16 protein-coding genes are annotated in these 22,993 nt (G+C 64.9%); 8 read left to right on the top strand and 8 right to left on the bottom strand.

The genetic code is table 11. From position 1 onward, the window contains the following. Window positions 1–70: 70 nt before the first annotated feature. From ACUXVH_RS10850 to ACUXVH_RS10835, 4 genes are all read left to right on the top strand, one after another. The gene (locus ACUXVH_RS10850) at window positions 71–3,319 is read left to right on the top strand and encodes an ATP-binding protein (RefSeq protein ID WP_065364030.1); all 3,249 of its coding nucleotides are present in this window, start codon (window positions 71–73) and stop codon (window positions 3,317–3,319) included. Window positions 3,320–3,420: 101 nt separating this feature from the next. Beyond that, window positions 3,421–4,527: a DmpA family aminopeptidase gene (locus ACUXVH_RS10845; protein ID WP_065364031.1), complete on the top strand. Its 1,107-nt coding sequence runs from the start codon at window positions 3,421–3,423 to the stop codon at window positions 4,525–4,527. A gap of 202 nt (window positions 4,528–4,729) precedes the next feature. Further along, entirely contained in the window at window positions 4,730–6,415 is a 1,686-nt protein-coding gene (locus ACUXVH_RS10840) for a ShlB/FhaC/HecB family hemolysin secretion/activation protein (protein WP_445494807.1), read from the top strand. Window positions 6,416–6,545: 130 nt separating this feature from the next. Beyond that, window positions 6,546–8,342 carry a filamentous hemagglutinin N-terminal domain-containing protein gene (locus ACUXVH_RS10835; protein WP_065364033.1) on the top strand — a complete coding sequence of 599 codons (1,797 nt, stop codon included), beginning with the start codon at window positions 6,546–6,548 and terminating at the stop codon, window positions 8,340–8,342. A gap of 54 nt (window positions 8,343–8,396) precedes the next feature. Here the strand turns inward: ACUXVH_RS10835 and ACUXVH_RS10830 are convergent, their stop codons facing one another. After that, the gene (locus tag ACUXVH_RS10830) at window positions 8,397–9,194 is read right to left on the bottom strand and encodes a LuxR C-terminal-related transcriptional regulator (RefSeq protein ID WP_065364034.1); all 798 of its coding nucleotides are present in this window, start codon (window positions 9,192–9,194) and stop codon (window positions 8,397–8,399) included. Window positions 9,195–9,309: 115 nt separating this feature from the next. Between ACUXVH_RS10830 and ACUXVH_RS10825 the strand changes: the two genes are divergently transcribed. Next, window positions 9,310–10,125: a carbon-nitrogen hydrolase family protein gene (locus ACUXVH_RS10825; protein WP_065364035.1), complete on the top strand. Its 816-nt coding sequence runs from the start codon at window positions 9,310–9,312 to the stop codon at window positions 10,123–10,125. Window positions 10,126–10,224: 99 nt separating this feature from the next. Next, entirely contained in the window at window positions 10,225–11,319 is a 1,095-nt protein-coding gene (locus ACUXVH_RS10820; protein WP_065364036.1) for a polyamine ABC transporter substrate-binding protein, read from the top strand. Here the strand turns inward: ACUXVH_RS10820 and ACUXVH_RS10815 are convergent. The 5 genes from ACUXVH_RS10815 to ACUXVH_RS10795 all read right to left on the bottom strand — a co-directional run bounded on the left by ACUXVH_RS10815 (window position 11,316) and on the right by ACUXVH_RS10795 (window position 19,323). Beyond that, window positions 11,316–12,767 carry an efflux transporter outer membrane subunit gene (locus tag ACUXVH_RS10815; protein ID WP_065364037.1) on the bottom strand — a complete coding sequence of 484 codons (1,452 nt, stop codon included), beginning with the start codon at window positions 12,765–12,767 and terminating at the stop codon, window positions 11,316–11,318. The two genes, ACUXVH_RS10820 and ACUXVH_RS10815, sit on opposite strands and share 4 nt — an antisense overlap. Window positions 12,768–12,777: 10 nt before the next feature. Further along, window positions 12,778–15,879 carry a MexW/MexI family multidrug efflux RND transporter permease subunit gene (locus ACUXVH_RS10810; RefSeq protein WP_065364038.1) on the bottom strand — a complete coding sequence of 1,034 codons (3,102 nt, stop codon included), beginning with the start codon at window positions 15,877–15,879 and terminating at the stop codon, window positions 12,778–12,780. Window positions 15,880–15,897: 18 nt separating this feature from the next. Continuing rightward, window positions 15,898–17,019 carry an efflux RND transporter periplasmic adaptor subunit gene (locus ACUXVH_RS10805; RefSeq protein ID WP_065364039.1) on the bottom strand — a complete coding sequence of 374 codons (1,122 nt, stop codon included), beginning with the start codon at window positions 17,017–17,019 and terminating at the stop codon, window positions 15,898–15,900. 61 nt (window positions 17,020–17,080) lie between these two features. Continuing rightward, entirely contained in the window at window positions 17,081–18,307 is a 1,227-nt protein-coding gene (locus ACUXVH_RS10800; RefSeq protein ID WP_065364040.1) for an MFS transporter, read from the bottom strand. Between the two features lie 320 nt (window positions 18,308–18,627). Further along, window positions 18,628–19,323: a peptidoglycan DD-metalloendopeptidase family protein gene (locus tag ACUXVH_RS10795; protein WP_026020258.1), complete on the bottom strand. Its 696-nt coding sequence runs from the start codon at window positions 19,321–19,323 to the stop codon at window positions 18,628–18,630. A 246-nt stretch (window positions 19,324–19,569) separates the two neighbouring features. Here ACUXVH_RS10795 and ACUXVH_RS10790 point away from each other — a divergent pair, with 246 nt between their 5' ends. Further along, window positions 19,570–19,788 (top strand): PLDc N-terminal domain-containing protein, encoded by a 219-nt coding sequence (locus ACUXVH_RS10790; protein WP_065364042.1) that lies wholly within the window; start codon window positions 19,570–19,572, stop codon window positions 19,786–19,788. A 37-nt stretch (window positions 19,789–19,825) separates the two neighbouring features. Then, a complete protein-coding gene (locus tag ACUXVH_RS10785) occupies window positions 19,826–20,362 on the top strand; it encodes a hypothetical protein (protein ID WP_011061248.1) in 537 nt (178 codons plus the stop codon). Window positions 20,363–20,477: 115 nt separating this feature from the next. Here ACUXVH_RS10785 and ACUXVH_RS10780 read toward each other — a convergent pair whose 3' ends face one another. Both ACUXVH_RS10780 and ACUXVH_RS10775 read right to left on the bottom strand, forming a co-directional pair. After that, window positions 20,478–22,478: a peptidase U32 family protein gene (locus ACUXVH_RS10780; RefSeq protein WP_011061249.1), complete on the bottom strand. Its 2,001-nt coding sequence runs from the start codon at window positions 22,476–22,478 to the stop codon at window positions 20,478–20,480. Window positions 22,479–22,601: 123 nt separating this feature from the next. Continuing rightward, entirely contained in the window at window positions 22,602–22,982 is a 381-nt protein-coding gene (locus ACUXVH_RS10775; protein WP_015635583.1) for a RidA family protein, read from the bottom strand. Window positions 22,983–22,993: the final 11 nt, after the last annotated feature.

Genomic DNA, 22,993 nt, shown 5'->3' with positions numbered 1-22,993 from the left:
TGATGTTGATGAAGGACCTTTGGGGAGCATGAGATGCAACAAACAGCAGGTTTCGCCGGTTCACCCTCCCATGGTCTATAGACAATCCAGGGTCAAGCGCCTGGAGCGTGTGTCGCTGCGATTGAACCTCGCCCTGGTGATTTCCTTCCTGCTACTGGTGTTTTTCGTGAGTGCCGGTTACTGGGCGACCTACAAGGTGATGCGAGGTGAACTGGTCAAGGTCAATTACCACTTCCTGCGCCTGGTGGCCCGGGCCAACGACCATGAGACCTTTTTGCTGCGTGCCATCAAGAGCAGCGGTTCCAGCACCTACCGGCCCGAGACCGACTACCAGGGCTATATCTTCACGGAAATGCCCAAGGGTGATGTGCGCATCTACGAGGGCCTGGCGTCGCAGTACCTGACCAAGGTGTCCGTGGTCCTGCCCGAACACACCGACCGCCTGGGCCCCAGGGTCATCAACCGGCAACTGGGGCTGGCCCGGGGCCTTGCCAATGTCTACAGCGACTTCTGGATCGGTTCGTCCTTTACCGCGCCACAGATGTTCCTGTTCGACCTGGACCGTCACTTCGACATCGCCATTCCCTGGATCGAAACCCAGCCGCAGCAGGTTGGCGCTACGCAGCCCGACCTGTTGCCGGTGCTGAGCCGGGTCAAGGCGGCGATCCGCCGCGACCCACCGAAAAACAGCGATCTGATCGTGCGCTGGAGCCCCGCCGAGCCGTTCATGATGAACGGGCGCCAGGCCCTGCTGGCCTATGTCCTCGATCAGACGGCGGACGAGTACCGGGTGGCGGGGCGTGCGCCACGTGAGGTGGTGGCAGCCACCCTGCTGGAACTGAGTGAGCTCAACGATTTCGGCGAGAGGATCGACAGGCAGTTCTATGAGCGGCCGGACTTCGAGTCCATCGACCTGCTGGCCCCCGACGGGCGCTTGCTGGTGGGCGCTGCCGACAGTGATATCCGGGACTATCAGAACGGCTTGCACCTGAGCGCATCGGGGCTGCTGATCAAGCGCAGCGCCGGTACCCAGGGCACCTGGCAGGCGCTGTACCGGATCAGCTACAAGAGCCTGCTGGAGAACGGATTCTGGCCGCTGCTGAGCCTGTTGGGGCTGCTGCTGACGTGCGTCTTCGGTGGCTGGGGAGTGATCGAGTGGTATCGGCGGCGGGTGGTGGAACCGGCCGGCAGCGATTTTCGGCAATTGCTGGTTACCCATGATTTCAACCACTCCATCCTGCAGACCGTACCGCTGGCGTTGTGTGTGGTCAGGGGGCCGACGCTGCAGCCGGTAACGCATAACAGTTTGTATGGAGCCTGGCTGGGAGAAGCCACGGACCTGCGTTTGCTGATGCAGCACTGGGAAATGTTCGACCAGGGCCGGCCGATTTCGGGAGAAGGCTGCCTGGAAGTCGGCCCGCGTTCCTTGTACGTGCGTTTTGCGCCCACCGACTACCAGGGTGAGGATGTGCTGCTGTGCACCTTTACCGACATCACGTCGCACCGCGAAGCCGCGGCCTCGCTGATCATGGCCCGGGACGCGGCGGATGCCGCCAACGAGCAGAAGAGCAACTTCGTCGCCACCGTCAGCCATGAGATCCGAACACCCTTGTATGGTGCCCTGGGGACCCTGGAGCTGTTGGCGATGACTGACCTGAGCGAGCGTCAGCGCGCCTACCTGCGCACCATCGACAGTTCATCGACGGTGCTGCTGCAACTGATCAGCGATGTGCTGGATGTGTCCAAGATCGAGGCCGGGCAAATGGTGCCTGAATCGGTCAGGTTCAACCCCCGGGAGCTGCTGGAAGAAACCCTGCGGGGCTTTTCGGCCATGGCCGCGAGCAAGGGCCTGGTGCTGTACGCCTGCATCGGCCAGCCGTTGCCGGTGGAGGTCCTGGGGGACAGCCTGCGCATCCGGCAGATCGTCGGTAACCTGATCAGCAACGCCATCAAGTTCACCGCTCACGGGCGGGTGGTGGTGCGCCTGAGCCAGGTGCAGTGCGCAACGGGCCGGGCTCGCTTGCAATGGCAGGTGGCCGATAGCGGGCCGGGCATACCCCAGGAGGTGCAGGCGCGCCTGTTCGAACGTTTCTACCAGCGGGACAACCGGCAGCCGAACATACGCGGTACCGGACTGGGCCTGCCGATCTGCGCCAGCCTCAGCCAGATGCTGGGGGGGCACCTGAGTTTCAGCAGCGAAGAGGGCCAGGGCAGCACATTCAGCTTCGCCCTCGACCTTGAACTGGCGGAGTCCGAGGAGGCCGCCCCGGTGGACCTGCGCCTGCAGGGCAAGCGCGTACACCTGCGTACCCCGTTCGCCGATCTGAGCGCCAGCCTCGGCGCCTGGTTGCAGCAGCACGGGGCGCGGGTGTCGACCCAGCCCGAGGCTCTGGGCGACATGCCCGATGTCATGCTGGAGGTGATGCCTGAAGCCCTGGCCGGCCTGGATTGGGCCGGAACCAAGGTCTTTGCCCAGCACGATTTCAATCTTCAGCCTCAGGTCATAGGTAAGGACATCCTGGTCAATCAGCACAGCCTGCCGGCCATCCTCCAGGCCTTGAACATGGCGCTGACGGGGGAGGTGTGCGAGCCCGACACCACGCCCGGTGTAGCGAGCAGACAACCGCTGGGCCTGAGCGTGCTGCTGGCCGAGGACAGTCCGGTGAACCAGTTGCTGATGAAGGAACAGCTGGAAACCATCGGCTGCCTGGTGGATGTGGCCAGCAATGGCATCGAAGGCTTGCACCTGCTTGACCAGCAGGCCTACGACCTGATCCTCACCGACGTCAACATGCCGCTCATGGACGGCTATGCCTTCGCCCAGAGCGTGCGCGAACGCAACCTGGACACGCCGATCATCGGTGTCACTGCCAACGCCTTGCGCGAGGAGGGGGAGCACTGCATCCGCGTCGGGATGAACAACTGGCTGACCAAGCCGATTGATATCCAGGGGCTTTACTTGTGTCTCAAGGCGGCCATCGAGATCCCGTTGCAGCACGTGGTTGCCGACGCGGTCCAGGCAACGGGCCTACCCCAGGACGATCCGTTGCGCGTGCCCGAGCGCATGCTGGAGCTGTTCCAGCTCACCATCGGCCAGGACCTGGAGGCGCTCAAGGCCGCGCTGGCAGGGGGCGACAAGGTGCAGCTGATGGATCAGTTGCACCGCATTCGCGGTGCCCTGGCAGTGGGCAAGGCCAAGAGCCTGATCCTGGTTTGCGCCAGCCTTGAAGCCTCGGTGGGCGGCCATGGTGCCAGGCTGGATGAGGGCCAGTTGCAGCGATTCATCGAACGGGTCGAGCGGCTGATCAGCCAGCTCTGAGCGGCTAACCCGCCGGGGGTAATGCAACGGGGTAATCGTCAGCGGTTGTGCGGATTCTTACACTTCGACCCCTTGATTGTTCGATAGTGGAGACCGCAACCATGCGTATACGCGACCTTGGCATCACCCTCGGCACCGGTACCCCCGGCATCTACAACGCTATTACCGATGTGCCGGGGGTGCGTGTCGGCCATCACACCCTCAACCTGGAAACCGCCGATGCGTCGATCCATACCGGCGTCACAGTGATCGAGCCGCGGGCCGGTTCGGCCCACCTGGAGCCGTGCTTCGCCGGGGTCCATGTGCTCAATGGCAACGGCGATGCCACGGGCCTGGAGTGGATCCGCGAGGCCGGCTTGCTGGCCACACCCATTGCCTACACCAACACCCATAGCGTTGGCGTGGTGCGTGACGCCCTGGTGGCGGCCGAGCGAGAAATGGCCAGGCAACATACTTACTGGTGCATGCCGGTGGTGCTGGAAACCTACGACGGCGTGCTCAGCGATATCTGGGGCCAGCACGTGACGGCCGAACACCTCCACGCGGCCCTGAGCCAGGCCAGTTCCGGGCCGGTGGCGGAGGGCAACGTCGGAGGAGGCACCGGCATGATCTGCCACGAATTCAAGGGCGGTATCGGCACTTCTTCGCGGGTCCTGAGCCAGGAGCAGGGTGGCTGGACCGTGGGCGTCCTGGTACAGGCCAACTATGGAGTGCGCGAAGCGTTGCGGGTGGCCGGCTACCCGGTGGGCACGGTACTGGGGGACGTGGCGTCACCGTTCAAGGGCCCGACTCCGGTCGGTGAGGCCGGCATGGGTTCGATCGTGATCACCATCGCCACCGATGCGCCCCTGCTGCCACACCAGTGCACGCGCCTGGCGCAGAGGGCCAGCATCGGCCTGGCGCGGGTCGGGGGAGGCACCGAGGATTCCAGCGGAGACATCTTCCTGGCGTTTTCGGTGGGCAATCGCAACCTGCCGGTGGCCAATCACGGCCACCCCGGTGCCCCGACCAGCGCCTTGCAGATGGTCAACAACGATTACATTTCAGCGCTGTTCGTGGCGGCAGCCGATGCGGTGGAAGAGGCCATTCTCAACGCCATGCTGGCCGCTCGCGATCTGTCGGGCTGTGGCAGCCAGGCCCGTGCGCTCACGCCCGAACGCTTGCTGGCTGCCCTGGAACAGGTCGGCTGGCGACCACGGGGCCAGTGACAGGAGCAGGCACACGGGGTTGAGACTGTGCACCGGATGCTCGATTTATCTGCACAGTCTTGACGATTATTCCTTGAGTCGCTGTCTCCCACTCTTATTCCGGGGCCGCAACATCCACTCTTAGACTTCGCCGCAATTGCCCTGACATGCCTCCAACCCTTATCGGACGGGGCTGCATTGTCATCCTGCGGAGAGACCTCAGTTGTCGAGATGGAAAGGCCCCTGGCCCTTGCGCGGCCTGATCGCCCTGGTGCTGCTTGCCCCTCTGGAACAGGGCCTGGGCGCGCCGGCTCTGGGCTCGCTGGGCAATGGCTCGCGGCATCAGGACCAGCAACTGGAAGCCTTGCAGGCCCAGGCCTTGGAACCGGTGGACATGCTTGCCGAACAGGTCCCGGTGGCCGGCAGCTCGCTGCGCCTGCCGGCCGAGTCGCCCTGTGTGCTGATCCGCTCGGTGCAGTGGCAGGGCGCCGAGGCCTTTACCTGGATGACCGCTACCTCGCCGATCATTGGCCAGTGCGTCGGCGGCAACGGCCTGGGCTTGCTGCGCCATTGGCTGGCGGAGCAACTGATACTGCGTGGCTACCTTACGACTCAAGTCGCCATTCCGGCCCAGGACCTGGCCGGCGGACGCCTGCTGATCCAAGTGATCGCCGGGCGGATCGGCACTATTGAACAGCAACCCCAGGGTATCGGTTGGGCCCGGCCGTTGTTTCCCGCCGGCCAGGGCCAACTGTTGAATGTGCGCGACCTGGACCAGGCCCTGGAAAACCTGCGGCGCCTGCCGGGGCAGGCCCTGAGTGCCTTTGACCTGATTCCGGGGACGGCCCTGGGCAGCACCGATATCGTCATCCGGCAACCCGAGGAGGTACGCCGGGTGATGGGCATGCTGACCCTGGACAACGCCGGCATCGACGCCACCGGGCGCAATCAGTTGGGGGCCATCCTGGCGATCGATTCGCCCCTGGCCCTGTATGACCAATTGCTGCTGACCGCCAGTTCGGACAGCGCATTCGCCGACCACAGCCTGGGTTCCTGGTCGAGGAGCCTGGCCTGGAACCTGCCTCTGGGCTACACCGCGCTGTCCTTGGGCGCCAGTGAGTGGGGCAGCCGCCAGCAACTGTTCAAAGACGCCGACCAGCGCCTGGGGTTCATCTCCAGGACCCGACGTCTGGATGCCGGCCTCAGCCTGGTGACTTACCGCTCGGCCCACAGCCGGGGCACCTTGCAGGGGCGGTTGGTGCGTCGCCAGGACCGGGCCTGGGTCGGCAACACCGAGTTGGGCCAGCTTTACCGGGACATCACCGGCTATGAACTGAGCATGGCCCACCGGGAAAAATGCAACGCCAGCACCCTGGATTTCGAACTCGGCCTGCGCGGCAGCCTGCCCGGGATGAGCGCAGCGCCGGGGGCGGTCTACGAGGAGCAGTACTGGAACGGTCGTTACCGGATCTTCACCGGCAAGGCCGCAGTGGCCGGCGCCCTTGGCGTGGGCGCCAGCGTGCTGGGCTACCAGAGCGGTTTGTTCGTGCAGTACGCGCCGGTGCCGGTGCCGCCCACCGAGTATCTGCAGATCGGTGGCCGCTACACGGTGCGCGGCTTCGATGGCAACAGCACCCTGGCCAGCCCGGGTGGCTGGACCTGGCGCAACGAGCTGGCCGTGGCGGCAGGCTGGGGCAGCCAGTTCTACACGGCCCTGGATGCCGGCCAGGTAGTGCCCAGCGCCAGCCTGCGGTCAGGGGAGCGCACCCTGATCGGTAGCGCCGTCGGCCTGCGCGGCAGCTTCAGCGCCCTGAGCTACGACATTGCCCTGGGCCTGCCGTTGAAAAAGCCCGACGACCTCAACAGCCGTACTCCCACCCTGGATTTCTCGTTGCGTAGCCGCTTCTAGGCCATAGCGTTTCGCCAAGCGGCCTGTCTTCCAGCCCTGAACCAGGAGGTGCCACCACCGCCGAACCTGTTACCCGCGTGCCCGCCGATTCAAGCGCACGCCTTATGCCAACAACACCACCGAGATCAATATGAAAACCAAGAATAAATCTACCCCGCACCTGCCACAGCCCGCTTTCGGGGCACAGCGCCTGGCGCTGGCCATCCTGCTGGCACTGCCGCTCCTGGAGCAGAGCGCCCTGGCCCAGCCCGGGCTGGTGGTGGACCCGTCCGCGGTGCTGCGACCGGTGCTCTCGACCAGCAACGGCACGCCGCTGGTGAACATCGTCGCTGCCAATGGTGCGGGCCTGTCCCACAACAAGTTCACCGAGTTCAACGTCGGCCAGGCCGGGCTGATCCTCAACAACAGCACCACGGGTGTGCAGACCAGCCTGGGCGGCGCCATAGCCGGCAACAGCCTGCTCAATGGCCAGTCGGCAAGCGTTATTCTCAACGAGGTAACCGGGAAAATGGCCTCCCAGCTCAACGGCGTGATTGAAGTCGCCGGTGCCAATGCGCGGGTGATCGTGGCCAACCCCAACGGCATTTCCACCCAGGGCGCGGGGTTCATCAATGCCAATCGAGTGACCCTGGTGGCCGGCAACGCTGTGCTGGACGGGCAGGGTGGAGTTGCGCGCCTGCATACCGAGAATGGCCAGATCCGTATCGACGGCGCGGGCCTGGATGGTTCCGGGGCCAATGAAGTGGACCTGGTAGCCCGTACCATTCAGTTGAATGCGGCGCTGCAGGCGCAGAAGCTCAACCTGTCCGCACTCAAGGGCGATGTGAGTGCCAGCAACACCTTGTCCCTGGCCAGCTCCGGCAGCGCTGGACAGTCCGCGGTGGGGGTGATCATCAACGGTAAGGAGCAGGGCTTTACCGGCAACCAGATCATCATCAATGGACAGGTGCAATCGGGTTCCGACTTTGCCGACAAACCCTTCAACAGCAGCCAGTTCGGCAAGGGCAACACCCAGGTGGTTTCCGGCCCGCCAGTGCCGGCGGCTGGCGTTTCAGTGCCAGAGGTGGTGGCTGAGACGGTTGTTCCCGAGGTCGCCATCGATGTGGCACGCCTGGGCAGCATGCACGCGGACTCGATCCGCATGCTGGGCCGATCCGCCGGTGTCGGGGTCAATGTGGCGGGGCAGGTCAAGGCCCTGACCGGCAACCTCACTGTCACCGCTGATGGCAAGGTGCAGGTGGCCGCTGGTGGGGCCCTGGAAGCCGGGCAGGCACTGTCGATCACCGGCGGCCTGGACAACCAGGGCCAGGTTTCGGGTGCCCGGGTCTCGATCAACGGCGATACGCTTCAGGGTCGACAGGGGTCGCTCGTGGCGCACGGCAGCCTGTCGCTGCAAGGCGCCCTGGAAAACCATGGCACCCTGCGCAGCGGGCAGGCGATGACTCTCAACGCCAGCAAGGTATTCAACGACAATCTGATTCACAGCGGCGCTTCGCTGACTGCCTACGGCGCCCTGGAGAATCACGGCACCATGCGCAGCGAGCAGTCCATGACCCTCAACAACAGCACGCTGTTCAACGACAAGGTGATTCACAGTGGCGCCTCCCTGACGCTCCTGGGCAGCCGCCTGGACAACACTGCCAGCGGCACCATCACCAGTCGCGGCAGGCTCACCAACTGGGTCGGCAGCCAGCGCAATCAAGGGGTACTGGGGGGCGGTCATGCCGAGCCTCCACGCCAGTCCGGCGCAGCGGCGACTCCCGTCTCCAGCGTGGCGCTCAAGCCAGCTCCTGCCGTGCTTTCGGCCTATGGCCATGGCTCCTACGGCTACGCACAGGTCCAGTGGACAGCTCCGAGCTACGTCTGGACCGGGCTCTCGGAAATGGCCTACCAGGCGCCGGGGCGAGGTAACTACCTGCGCTTCTAATGCCTGAAACTGCGGGGGGCGGGGCGCTGGCCGCTGCGCCCCCACGGCCTGGCATCAGGCGTCCTGGGCCTGGAGGAACAGGGCAAACAGCTCGGACTGGGACTTGATCCCCAGCTTGCTGTACATGTGCTTGCGGTGAACCTTGACCGTCTCGGCGGAAATCCCCAGCTTGCGCGCAATCTCCTTGTTCGAGCAGCCACTGAGCAACCACTGGCCCACATCCAACTCCCGCGCCGAAAGGGGCGAACTCAACTGGGCAGTGGCCTGTTCCAGGCGACTCTGCCAGTTGGGCGCGCTGGGCGTCGTGGCTTGGGGCTCGGACTCGAAATGCAGGCGCTGGCGCATCAGCGCCGCGATCCAGGGTTGCACCAGGCTCAGCAGGGCAGTCTGCTCAGGGCTGAAGCGCGACTGGCTGCCGAGCGACAGGCTGAGGGTACGCTCGCCGTCCAGCAGGATGTTGATGTGCACCTCGTCGGTCAGCACGTTCAGGCAGAAATAGCGCTGGTAGTAATCGGTCTGCTCGAAGCATTCCGGGGCCACGTCCTGCAGGCGAAACAGGCCACTGCGCGGATGTTCCCTGGCGTGGATGTAGAACGGATCCAGCAGGTACAGCCCCTTGAGATAGTCCTGGAACAGGGAGTCGGCTTCGCCGTCCGTTGCCGGGGATTCGGCCAGTAACCGGGGCCGGCCGCCGCTGAAGACCAGCACCACCCAATTGTCCACCGGCACATAGTGCTGCAGCAGGCGCACCAGGGCGCTCCAGAAATTGTCCCGGTCCAGGGTCTCGATAACGCGGCCCACGGCGTCGTGCCAGGCCACGTCCTGCAAGGTCAGGCGCGTTTCACTACCCATTGAGGGGTACCCCATCGAAGTGATTTTTTGCCGCGTCGCGGCGCTCCATACTCGGCCCGTCCCCGGCACCGCGGTCGCAAGCCCCGGGCGTCGCCAACGAGTGCAAGGATTAGAAATGAACATTGAACTGGTACAACTGGCCGGCCGTGACGGCGACACCGCTTATAACCTGGACCGGGTGCTCGAAGCCATTGCAACCTGCGCTGGCGACACCGATCTGCTGGTGTTCCCCGAAACTTGCCTGACCGGCTTCCTCAGCGCCGTGCAGTTGGCCGAGTGCGCTGAAACCCTGGACGGGCCCAGTGTCCAGGCGGTGCTGCAGCAGGTCCGTGAGCGTCAGGTCGCGGTGGTCATCGGCCTGGCCGAGCGGGCCGGGGAGCATTACTACAACAGCTCACTGCTGCTGACCCCCGAGGGCATCGCCTTGCATTACCGCAAGACCCACCTATGGCCCTCGGAGCGCGGTGCGTTCTGCCCCGGCGACCGGTTCACCACGGTGCTGTGGAAGGGGCTGCGGGTCGGCATCCTGATCTGCTACGACATCGAGTTGCCGGAAACGGCCCGGGCCCTGGCACAACTGGGGGCCGAACTGATCATCGTCACCAACGGCAACATGGACCCCTATGGCCCGGTGCACCGCACCGCGATCATGGCTCGAGCCCAGGAAAATCAGCTGTTCGCGGTCATGGTCAATCGAGTGGGCGAGGGCGATGACGGCCTGGTCTTCGCCGGGGGCAGCGCTGCCATCGACCCGTTCGGGCAGGTGCTGTGGGAAGCCGGGCGCGAGGCGTGCCAGCAGCGCGTGAGCCTCGACCTGCACCAGCTCAAGGCCTCGCGCCGCGACTACCACTACCTCAGCGACCGCCGTCTGCCCCTACCCGGTGAACAGGTGGAGCACCCGGACGGGCGCCGCGAGCTGCTGATTCCCTGATTCCTGCCCATTGCTCTGATTCCTGCCACAACAATCCCAAAAACAGCAGGCGCGGCCACCTTCCCCATGGAGCAGGGGCCGACGCTATGGAGCTTGACGATGAAAACCCTTCACTGCGTTCCCCTGGCCCTGGCCTTGAATTTCTGCCTGGCCTTTACCGCCAGCGCCGAACCCAAGGTGCACATCTACAACTGGTACGACTTCATTGCCCCCGAGACCACCAAGGACTTCCAGGCACAGACCTCCGTCGCCGTGACCTATGACGTGTTCGACAACGGTGACGTGATGCAGAGCAAGCTCATGGCCGGCCGCAGCGGCTACGACGTGGTAGTGGCCACCGGCGACCTGCTGCCGAACCTGATCAAGGCAGGGGTGCTCAAGGAACTGGACCGCAGCCAGTTGCCCAACTGGTCCAACCTGGACCCGCAGATCCTGGCCAAGGTGCAGGGCAACGACCCGGGCAATCGCTATGCCGTACCCTACCTGTGGGGCACCACGGGCATTGGCTACGACGCAGACAAGGTCCGGGCGATCCTCGGGCCGGACGCCCCGGTGGATTCCTGGGACCTGATCTTCAAGGAGCAGAACCTCGCCCGGCTCAGCCAGTGCGGTGTGGCCATGCTCGATGCCCCAGGCGAGATCGTCCCCATTGCCCTGCATTACCTGGGGTTGCCCTACAACAGCCAGAACCCCGAGGACTACCGCAAGGCCGAGGCCCTGCTGCTGAAGCTGCGCCCCTATGTGCGCTACTTCGATTCCTCGAAGTTCATCACCGACCTGGCCAATGGCAATATCTGCGTGGTAGTGGGCTGGGCCGGCGGTGTGCTTGACGCCAAGAGCGCATCGGAGGCCGCCGGCAACGGCCGCCAGATCGAGTACCGGATTCCCCGCGAGGGTGCCCCGATCTGGGTGGAGAGCCTGGTGTTGCTCAACGACGCACCCAACCCGCAGCAGGGCTTGCAGTTCATCGACTACATGCTGCGCCCCCAGGTGATCGCCGCGACCACCCGCTACCTGAAGTACCCCAATGGCAACCTGGCGGCCAAGGCGCTGGTGGAGCAGCAGATCCGTGACAACCCCAGCGTCTACCCGAGCGCTGCGGTGCTCGACACTCTGTTCCCTCTGGAACCGCTGCCGTTGAAACTGGAGCGGGTGCGTACCCGGGTCTGGAGCAAGGTCAAGAGCGGTAGCTAGTCCCGAGTGGCAACAGCGGCGGCGCTGGTTGTCTCTGGCGCTCGCCAGCCGCCCCCCAGCGCCTTGTACAGCGCCACCACATTCACATAGGACGCGGTATCCGCCTGGGCCAGGGCATCCTCGGCCTGCAGCCGGCTGGCCTGGGCCTGCAGCGCCAGCAGGTAGGGCGCCGCACCTGCTGTGTAGCGCACCTGGGCCAGGGTGGCGGCCCGGCTACTTTGCCGGGCGGCTTCCAGCAGATCCCCCAGGCGTTGCTGGGACTGGCTGTAGGTGGTCAGGGCGCTCTCGGCTTCCGCCACCGCCAGCAGCACCACCTGCTCGTAACGAGCCTGGGCACCTTGGCTGCGCGCCTCGGCCTGGCGTTGCCGGGCCTTGACACTAGCCAGGTGCAGGGCCGGCCAGCTGATGCCGGGGGTGAAGCTGAAGGCCCGGCTGCTGCCGGCGCCCAGGTCCGCGCCGCGGATGGCCACGAAGCCGAGGAAGCCCCCCAGGTCCACCCGGGGATACAACTCGGCGGTCACCGCACCGATGTCGGCGCTGGAGGCGGCAAAGTCGCGCTCGGCACTGGCGATGTCCGGGCGCTGACGCAGCAGATCGGCGAGGTTGCCGATCGGCAGGCGGGTCGCAAGCGGTACCAGGGCATCCTGACGATCCAGGGCTTTCAGCTCGCCGGGCTGGGCGGCCACCAGCACCGCCAGGCGATAGCGGGCCAGTTGGCTGCGGGTGTACAGGGGCGCCAGGGAGGCCTGCTGGCGTGCCCGCTCGGCCCGTGCACTGGCCAACTCGTCTTCGGCGCCACGCCCGGCTGCGACCATGGCGGCCACCACCTGCTCCATGTGCGTCTGGTTATCCAGGGCTGCCCGGGCCACCTCCAGCTGGCGTTGCGCACCGCGCATCTCGAAGTAATTGCGCGCTACTTCGGCCGCTACCACTATCCGCGCCTGGGCCAGATCGGCCACGGCGGCTTGATCACGGGCGGCCGCAGCTTGGGACAGGCGCTGCAAGCGGCCGAACAGGTCTATCTCCCATTGGGCGTCAAACCCCGCCCGGTAGCTCTTGGCCAGGTTGCGTTCGCCGGCGGGCCCTGGATTGTCCTGGGCCAGGCTGCGGGAGTAACCACCGCCGGCGGTCACGGTCGGCAAGCGGTCGAGCTGGCGCTGGTCCAGCTCGGCGCGCGCTTCCAGCAACCGGGCCTGGGCCTGGTGAATGTCCCGGTTGCGACTCAGGGCCTGGTCCATCAACTGGTCCAGTTGCGGGTCCTGGAATTGCCGCCACCAGTCGCGCTGCAATTGCTCGCTGGAGTACAGCGCCGGGTCCGGTTGCTGGGACAGATGCAGCGGCGTCGCAACCTGTGGCTGATAATCGGGGCCCAGGGTGCAGCCACCCAGCCCCAGTGACAGCAGCAGCCAGTACAGTGGCTGCCGCGGGTTGATTGCAAAGTGACGCATGAGTTGCTCCTTAGACCCGAGGGGCCATGGCGGGGGCTGCGGCATCCAGGGATGCCAGTTCGCGCGCCCGGGGAGTGTTAGCCGCGCTGCGATGGTCCACGGCAATGATCGAGTACATGGTGGGCAGCACCAGCAGGGTGAACAGCGTGCCCACCAGCATGCCCACCACAATCACCAGCCCCAGGTCATGGCGGCTGTGGGCGCCAGCACCGCTGGCGAACAGCAGGGGGACCAGCCCGGCGACCATGGCCGCGGTGGTCATCAGGATCGGCCGCAGGCGCATCTTCGCCGACTTCACTATCGCCTCATGGCGGTCCAGGCCTTCCTTGACCTGCAGCTCATTGGCGAACTCCACCATGAGGATCCCATGCTTGCTGATCAGGCCCACCAAGGTGACCAGCCCGATCTGGGTGTAGATGTTGATGGTGGACAGCCCCAGCGCCAGGGGAATCAGGGCGCCGAAGATCGACAGCGGAACACTGATCAGGATGATCAGCGGGTCCCGCAGGCTTTCGTATTGGGCTGCCAATACCAGGTAGATGACGATGATCGCGAACACGAAGGCCATGATCAGCGCCCCCCCTTCCTGCTGATACTGGCGGGCGTCCGAGAGCCAGTCATAGGTGAAGCCCGGCGGCAGGTTGCGTGCCTGCTGTTCGAGGAAGCCCACGGCATCGCCCATGGCCACTCCCGGTGCGGGAATCGCCTGGAAGACCGCCGAGTTGAGCTGGTCGAACTGAGTCAACTGGTTGGGTTCCACCCCGGTGGACAGGGTTACCAGATTGCCCAGCGGAACCTGGCCGCCGCTGGCGCTGGTGACGTAGAAACGCGCCAGGGCCTCGGGAGACAGGCGCTCATTGCGCAGGCTCTGGGGGATTACATCGTAGGAGCGGCCCTGCATGCCGAAGCGGTTGACGTAGTTTTCGCCCACCAGCACCGCCAGGGTGTCGCCGATGTCCTTCATGGTGACCCCGAGGCTGTTGGCCTTGGCCCGGTCGATGCGGATCCTGATCACCGAGTTGTTGTAGTCCAGGTCGCTGTCCACCACCATGAATAGGCCGCTTTTGCGCGCGGCGTCCTTCAGCTCCTGCATGGCCTCGTAGACCAGCCGGTAGTCGCCGGCACTCTTGATTACCATCTGCACCGGCAGGCCGCCGGTGGAGCCGGGCAGCGAGGGCAACTGGAAGGCGAAGACATTGCTGCCCTCGATGTCATTGGCGCGATTCTGCATGTCCACCTGGATCTGGTCGGCGTTGCGCTGGCGTTGCTCCCAGTCGACGAAGTTGACCCCGCCAATACTGTTGGAGACACCGTTGATGCCGTTGATCAGCCACAGGTTGCTCTGCTCGGGCAGGGTCACCATCACCTGGTTCCACTTCTCGCCGAATTTCTCTACATAGTCGATGTTGGCGTTCTGCGGCGACTTGATGGCCGTCAGCACCGTGGACTGGTCTTCCACCGGTGCCAGTTCGCGCCGGGCCTGGTTGTACAGCAACGGCACGCTGACCAGGACCAGCAGGGCAATGACGCAGATCACCCGGCGATATTCCAGGGACATGCTCAGCACCCGGCCATAGGCCGCCCCCAGGCGTGCGAAGCCGCGTTCGGCCTGGCGCGCCATCCAGCCTTCGTTCATCTGGCTATCGAGCAGGAACGAGCTCATGACCGGGGACAGCGTCAAGGCGATGATCCCGGAGACCACCACGGAACCGGCGAGGGTGAAGGCGAACTCCTTGAACAGCGACCCGGTAAGGCCGCCCATCAGGCCGATGGGGGCATAGACCGCGGCCAGGGTCAGGGTCATGGCGATCACCGGCGCGGCGACCTCCCGGGCGCCGATCAGGGCGGCGAGGGCCGGGGACTTGCCTTCTTCGATATGCCGGTGGACGTTCTCCACCACGATGATCGCGTCATCGACCACCAGGCCGATGGCCAGAACCATGGCCAGCAGGGTCAGCAAGTTGATACTGAAGCCAAATAGCGCCATGAAGGCCGCGGCGCCGAGCATCGACAGCGGGATGGTGATGACCGGGATGAGCACCGCCCGCACCGAACCCAGGCTGAGGAAGATGACCAGCACCACGATCACTATCGCTTCGATCAGGGTACCGGAGACTTCATCGATGGAGGCGCTGATGAAGCGGGCCAGCTCGAAGGGCACCGCTACCTTCACGTCCGGTGGCAGATTGGCGCGGATCCCCGGCAGCAGCTCGTTGAGCTTGTCGACTATCACCAAAGGGTTGGCATTGGGGGCGGCATTCAAACCGAAGTACACCGCATTGACCCCATCCATGAGGGCACTGGTATCCGTCGCGGCCGCGCCCAGTTCCACCGTGGCAACGTCTTCCAGGCGCACCAGGCCGGCAGGGGTGCTCTTGACCACCAACTGGCGAAACTCGGCGACGTTCACCAGGTCGGTATCGACCTGGATGTCGGACACCACATACAGCCCCTTGGCCTGGCCCGGCGCGGCCTGCACGTTGTTGTCGCGCAGGGCCCGGGCCACCTCGCCGGCGGACACACCGTGGGCGGCCAGGCGGCTGGCGTCGAGCCAGATGCGCATGGCCATTTTCTGCCCGCCGTTTAAGTCGATGCTGCCCACACCCTCGATGGACGACAGCTGTGGCTGCACCACCCGGGTCACGTAGTCGGACAGCGCCGCGGTGGACAGGGTCGGGCTGGAAAAGCCGACATAGGCCACGGCCGTGGCTTCCCCGGAGGACTTCACGATCACCGGGTCGTAGGCCTCGGCGGGCAGCCGGTACTTGACCTCGTTGACCTTGGCCATCACCTGGGTCATGGCCTTGTTCGAGTCGGCATTGAGCTTCATGCGCACTGCGATCACGCTGCGGCCTTGGGTCGAGGTGGAGGTCATGTAGTCGACGTCCTCCACCGTGGCCACCGACTGGGCGATGGCCTGGGTGACAAAGCCCTGCATCAATTGCGGCGAGGCGCCGGGATACTGGGTGGTGATGGTCAGGGTCGAGCTTTCGGTCAGCGGGTACTGGCGGATCGGCAGCTTGTCGATGGCCAGCCACCCCATCAGCAGAATCAGGGTGCTGACCACCAGCGCCAGTACCGGGCGCCGGACGAATAAATCAGTGAAGGTCATGATGGGATCCTTGGTGTTTCACTGGGCCCGGGCGGCGGTAGCCGGGGCATCGAGGGCCAGGCTGTCCTGGTTGGCTATCTGCACGGGGGCGCCGTTCTGCAGGCGCAACTGGCCCGAGGTCACTACCCGGTCTCCCGGCTGGACGCCTTCTTGCAGGACGACGCGGCCATCCAGGCGCTCGCCGGTCTTGACGTACGCCTGGCGCACGCTGAGGGCGCTGTCATCAGTGCCTTGCACCACGTAGACAAAGTCGCCGTAGGCGCTGTAGCTGACGGCTGTTTCCGGGACACTCATGCGCGGCGGGCCCGGCGGCAGTGCCACCTGGCCATGGACATACATGCCCGGGGTCAGCAGGTGGTCGGGGTTGGCCACTACGGCCTGCACCAGTACGGTCCGGGTGCCAGGATCGATGCGCGGCTCCAGGGTGCCGACCCGGCCCTTGAACGAGCGCTGGGGATAGGCGTCCACCGCCACGGCCATGTCCTGCCCTGTGGCCAGTGCGGCCAGGGAGCGCTCGGGCAGGGTGATGTTGGCGTACAGGGTGCGTGCGTCGGTCAGGGACACCACAGGTTCACCGGCTTGCAGGTATTGGCCGAGGTTGACCTTGCGCACGCCGAGTACGCCGTCGAACGGCGCCTTTATGCGCTTTTGCTCGATCAGGGCCTTGACCCGGCGGATGTCCCCCAGCACCTGCTGATAGGCCCAGTGAGCCTGGTCCAACTGCTCCTGGGTGGCGGCCTGTTGCGGCAGCAGCGTGCGGGTACGCTGCAATTGTGCCTGGGCATTGCTGGCCTGGGCCTGGAGCCGCGCCAGTTCGCCCAGTTGCGGCTCGGCGTTCAATTGCACCAGCACCTGGCCGGCGTGCACCCGGTCTCCGGGGGCGAAGGCGATGGCGCTGATCAGGCCGCTGGTCTCGGCGCTGACCATGACTTGCCGGGTGGCTTCCAGCTCGCCGATACCGCTCAGTACGTTGGGCACATTGCCGAGCATTACCTGGGCAACGGCCACTTTGGTGGCCGGGCGCGAGCTATTGCCGGCGTCCGAACCTGAGGGAGCGGGGGCATACAGCACCTTGCAGGCGACCGCGAGCATTGCCAGCGCTACGGCAGCGCCAGCGGAGAATTTGAGTTTTCTATTCATGATCCTGACTACTGATAAGTGAATGACAGGGGGCGACGGACGATGGGCTCGTGCGTCGGTGTTAAAGCCTTGCTGGGGAAAACCTGATTCGGTACGCCATCAGCAACAGACCGGTCCCCAGAAGCAGAAACAGCATCAGGGCACCGTGCACGGCCGGGGCCATGCCCGTTGCGTCCACCAGCAGCCCCAGGGGCACGGGGACGGCGTTGAACAGGTAGACCGTCATGTAGAAGTAGGCGATGAGCTTGCCGTGGCCCTTGCCCTTGGCCAGCTGATTGATCAGCCGCGCGCTGCCGACGAATATCGCGCCATAGGCATAGCCGCCGATGATCAGGGCCGGCACCGCCAGCAGCAGCGACGCCTGGAAAAAGGCCAGTAGCAACACCGCGAAGGCCAGGCATTGGCTCAGCAGGCCGCTCAGAAGGGCACGCCGGGCGTCCAGGCGCTGGCAGAACAACTGGCTGGCCCCGGCGATCAGCAGGTAAGCCGAAATGCTGTAGCCGAATACCCCGCGATCACCCAGGCCCAGTAGCTGCTCGGCGGCCCCGGGGCCGATGACGAACACGCAGGCGGCAAACGACCAACTGAAGAACACCGACCAGGCGCAAAGATGGAAGGGCATGCCAATGCCCTTGAGGCTTTGCAGCAATCCCGGGGCCTTGGCCTGCATAGCATCCGGTGTGGCGTTGGCGACCTGTACCGATGTGGGCCAGCCGCCCAGTACGCCGCAGGTGGCGACGAGGGTCAGGCCCATGATCAGCCAGAAGGGCAGTGCCATGGGGTAGAGGTCCAGTTGCAGGGCGGCACCGCTGAGCAACGGGCCCAGGGCCAGGCCCATGACCATCGCCAGGGTGGCCAGCAGCGCCGCCAGCTTGCCGTGGTCGGCGGGGCCGAAGCGCACCAGCGCGACGTTGACTCCGGCGGTCATGGCTCCCGAGCCGATACCGGCAATCAGGCGCCCGGCACCCAGTTGCCAGGGCGCCTCGCCCCGGGAAAACAACCAGGCACCGCAGAACACCAGGGCTGCCGCGGGCACCAGCAACTTGCGCAGATCTTGCAGGCGGCCGGCAAGCCCGCCCAGGGTCAGCAGCGACAGCAGTACACCGACGCCATAGACGCCGAAGATCAGCGTCAACTGCACCGAGCTCAATTGCAGTTGCTGCTTGTAGAAGGGGTAGAGCGGCGTCGGCACGCTGCTGTTGATCAGGGACACCATCAATGACAGCGCCAGAAACAGCAGGAGCAGCCGCGATGGAGCTTTATTGCAGGCGTGCGGATTCGCGGACATGACTTATCCAGGCCAATGACTGTGGGGGCATGGCAGTTGAGGTTGTTGGAAGGGGCGAAGAGAGCACCGGCGCCCTACAGCGCAGTGACAGGCACGTTGTCGCGCAGGCAGTCACTCAAGGGGGTTGCAGGGGCTCTCGGGCTTTGTGAATCGAGTGGCGCCGGCAGTACCGGCGTCGCTCAAATCCTGAAGCAAATGATAGCGATTGAGCCGATCACTACCATGCTTGAAACCCCAGAGTTCATCTTGCTGCGTCCAATGGGGGGGACGGCGCAGGGGCCAGGCAGGAGGGCAGACGTGCAGCGCGGTGAGCCGCCCGCTCAGCCCGGCGGCAGCAAGCGCAGCGGATCCACCGGCACGCCGTTGGCGCGGATCTCGAAGTAAAGCTGGGCGCGGTCGGTGTCCTGGGAACCGGCTTCGGCGATCTTCTGGCCCTTGATCACCATCTGCCCTTCCTTGACCAGCAGCCGGCTGTTGTAGGCGTAGGTGCTGGTGTAGGAGGGGCCGTGCTGGAGAATCATCAGGTTGCCGTAACCGCGCATGTAGCCGGCGAACGCCACCTTGCCGCCCAGGGTGGCGTGGATCGGCTGGCCCTGGGTGGTGGCGATGCGGATGCCCTGGTTGAGCTTGCCGGTGGGGGAGAAGCGCCCGATCAGCACTCCGCGCAACGGCCAGCTCCAGCCCTTGAGAGTGACCTTGGGCATGGGGGCAGGGGCCGGGGGCGCTGTTCGGCCCTTGCTGGCGGTGGTTCGCGACTTGCTGCTGACCACCCGGGTGGTCCTGGCCGCGCCGCCTACCCGCAGCACCTGGCCGACCTCCACGGTATAAGGCGCCTTGAGGCCGTTGAGCCGCGCCACCTCCTTCCAGTTGGTGCCGTTGCGGCTGGCAATGGAATACAGCGTGTCGCCGCGCTTGACCCGGTACTCGCCGGCCTTGAGGGGGCCGGAGTTGGAAGGGCTGGAGCTGCAGGCTGACAGGGTCAGGAGCAATGCGATGAAAAGCAATCTTGCGAACACGCGACATCCACTATGTCTTGACGGGGCCAAGGGGCCCGAAACTTCGGCGTTAGCCAGGCCGATAAAGCCGGCAACTATACCTGTTTGCCGATGAAGAGGCGCGTTATAGACCGCTGCCACAGCGGTTAAATTCAATCCGGATGTCACAGGACGCTGATCTTTCCTGCGCCATGAACGCCCACGGCAATCTTTGTGAACCCTCGTCGCCTGCACCGCACTAAGGCAGTACAGACCGGGAGGAATCTTATGCAAGTGCAATACCTGTTGATCGTACTGGCCGTGATCGTGCTGCTGGCCGAGATCTGGGCCATCAGAAGCCTGCTGCGCAGCGGTGCGCGGGCAGAAAACAAGGGGCTGTGGATCGTGGTGATCATCTTCGTGCCGCTGCTGGGGCTGTTGCTCTGGCTGATGGTCGGCCCCAAGGCCCTGAACCGGGACGCGCCGGCCGAGCGCGGCAAAAGCTGAAAACGGGGGGCAAACCCGCTGAAGGGTTGATCACGACATGCCAAGAATTCTTACATCCCATGTGGACGAAGCCGAGCTCACCGAGCACAACGCCAAGATGTTCGGCTCGCCCAAGGAACGGCTGGACTTCTATCGCCGGGAGATCCAATACGAAACCAGCATCCTGGCCAACCGCACCGATGCCTACCTGACGGCCCAGGCATTCCTGGTAATCGCCTTCGCTTCGTGCATGGCCAACCTCAATCCGGAATGGGGCAAGCTGTTTACCCTGTCCGTGCCGCCTTTCCTGGCGTTGCTGGGGATCCTCAGCTCTCTCAATGCCTGGCCTGGCATCAGGGCCGCCTACGAGATCATCGATCACTGGCATTTCAAGCAGAGTCACCTGCTGCACAGCGAACCGGTGATGGGCCTGGCCTATGACGAATCGCCGCTGTTCTGCGAAAGCGAGTCGAGCCACAAGGGCTATCGCAAGTCGTTGCTGTTTTCCATGCGTTCGCCCTGGTTGTTCGCGGCGTTCTGGCTGCTGCTGGGGATTTGGGCGGTGTATATCCAGGTGACCAATCCGGGCTCCTGAGGGCGCAGGCTCGCTGCCTGCGCTGCGGGACGCAACGCTACCGGCCTATGGGCGCCAGCTGGCCGGTGTGCCGCGCACGCGAACGCGGCACCTGGGTGCCACGCTCGCCGGTCACTCAGTGCGGAGCGCGGGGAATGGTCTTGAGCAGGTCTTCGGGGCTGATATGGCCGACCACGGCCTCGGCGGCGCTGCCCGGTAGCGGCAGGTCGAGGATATGACCCTTGATCTTGCCCACCACATGCATTTCGCACGGCTTGCAGTCGAATTTCAGGGTCAGCACTTCATCGCCGTGTACCAGTTGCATCGGTGCCACCTTGGTGCGCACGCCGGTCACGCCCTTGGCCTGCTTGGGGCACAGGTTGAAGGAGAAGCGCAGGCAGTGCTTGGTGATCATCACCGGCACGTCGCCGTGCTCTTCATGGGCCTCGAAGGCCGCGTCGATCAGTTGCACCCCGTGACGGTGGTAGAAATCCCGGGCCTTCTGGTTGTAGACGTTGGCCAGGAATGACAGGTGCGATTCCGGGTAGACCGGCGGCGGGCTGCTTTCGGCCTTGCGCGAGCCCCGTGGGTGGGCAGCGATGCGTGCGGCGTCCAGGGCTTCGATGACCTCCCGGCGCAGGGCCTTGAGCTGGGAGTTGGGGATGAAGTAAGCCTGGGGCGCGTCCAGCTTGATGCTGGTGGCGTGGTAATGGGTGGTGCCCAGCTGGCCCAGCAGATCCTGCAGTTGCCCCAGGGCCTGTTCCGGCTTGTTGGCCACGCCGAACGGGCCATCCAGGGCGACGCTGGCGCTGATGCCTTCCTCGCTGGTGGCGGTCAGTTCCAGCCGTGCTTCGCTCAGGCGTGCCAGCCAGGACAGGCCGATGCGCCGCTCGGCGGAAGTGCGGGTCAAGGCTTGCTGCCAGTTGTGGTCGAGGTTGCGGCTCAGCGGGTGGTTGGGCCGCAGACGGCTCAGGGCTTCGGGCATCTCGTTGGGTTCGACCCGATAGCGGTAGCGTTTCTCGCCATCTTCTTCGAACTCGCCACGGGCCTCGGCGATGTTGGCGCGGAAACCCACCACCTCACGCTTGACCAGCAGGTTCAGGCCATCGCCATTGGACAACGGCTCGAAGGTCACCACCTGCAGGTCGCGCTTGCCGACCTTTTCCACGGTGCCTACCGGCAGCCCGGTGAAAGTCGGCGAGTCGAAGGCGCCGATGTCGATCTTGCGCTCGCTGACAAAGTAGTCGGTGCTGCCGCGGTGGAACGTCTTGTCCGGGTCGGGCACGAAGAAATGCGCGGTACGGCCGCTGGAGGCGCGGGCCAGGTCGGGGCGATCTTCCAGAACCGCGTCCAGGCGCTGGCGGTAGTAGGCCGTGATGTTCTTCACATAGGCCATGTCCTTGTAGCGCCCCTCGATCTTGAACGAGCGCACGCCGGCTTCGACCAGGGCGCGGATGTTGGCGCTCTGGTTGTTGTCCTTCATCGACAGCAGGTGCTTTTCATAGGCGATCACGCCGCCGTGCTCGTCCTTGAGGGTGTAGGGCAGGCGGCAGGCCTGGGAGCAGTCGCCACGGTTGGCGCTGCGGCCGGTCTGGGCGTGGGAAATGTTGCATTGGCCGGAGAAGGCCACGCACAAAGCGCCGTGAATGAAGAACTCGATGGCGGCATCGGTTTCGGCGGCGATGGCACTGATTTCCTTGAGGTTCAGCTCGCGGGCCAGGACCAGCTGGGAGAAACCGGCCTGGTCGAGGAACTTCGCCCGCTCCAGGGTGCGGATGTCGGTCTGGGTGCTGGCGTGCAGCTCGATGGGCGGAATATCCAGCTCCATCACTCCCAGGTCCTGGACGATCAGCGCATCGACCCCCGCGTCATACAGCTGGTGGATCAGCTTGCGCGCCGGTTCCAGCTCGTTGTCGTGGAGGATGGTGTTGAGGGTGGTGAACACCCGGGCGTGATAGCGGCGGGCGAACTCCACCAACTGGGCGATCTCGCCCACCTCGTTGCTGGCGTTGTGGCGGGCGCCGAAGCTCGGGCCGCCGATGTACACCGCATCGGCGCCATGCAGGATGGCTTCGCGGGCGATGCTCACATCGCGGGCAGGGCTGAGCAGTTCCAGGTGATGTTTGGGCAAGGACATGTTTTTTTAGTCAGGCTTATCAGGGTCAAGGCGCGCATTGTAGCGGCGAAACGCTTGCCCGGCACCCGTGTGCTGCCAGGTGGCGGCCACGCCTTGCGCGTAGCCGCCGATTGAAGCGCTGCCTCAGGCCTTTGCGGCCATTGCCGTGACTTCCACGCGCATGCCTTCCACCGCCAGGGCGGCCACGCCAACCGCGGCACGTACCGGCCAGGGCTTGGCGAAGAAACGCTGGTAGACCGCATTGAATGCCGCACGATCGGCCATGTCGGTGAGGTAGATGGTCAGGTGCATGACCCGGTCCATGGAACTGCCGGCGCGCTCCAGGGCCACTTTCAGCGCCTGCAGCGTGCATTCGCTCTGCAGGGTGATGTCCCCCAGTTCCAGGCTGCCGTCGGCGCGGGTAGGGATCTGGGTGGAGACCAGGATGCCGTTGAAACCGACCACGTCGGAGGAAATGGAATCGGCGTCCGGGTCGGGGGTGAAGCTCAGGTCTTGGTTGGCCATGGGGGTCTCTT

Source organism: Pseudomonas sp. 8(2025) (assembly GCF_052665325.1).
This window is presented reverse-complemented; position numbering and strand designations above follow the sequence as displayed.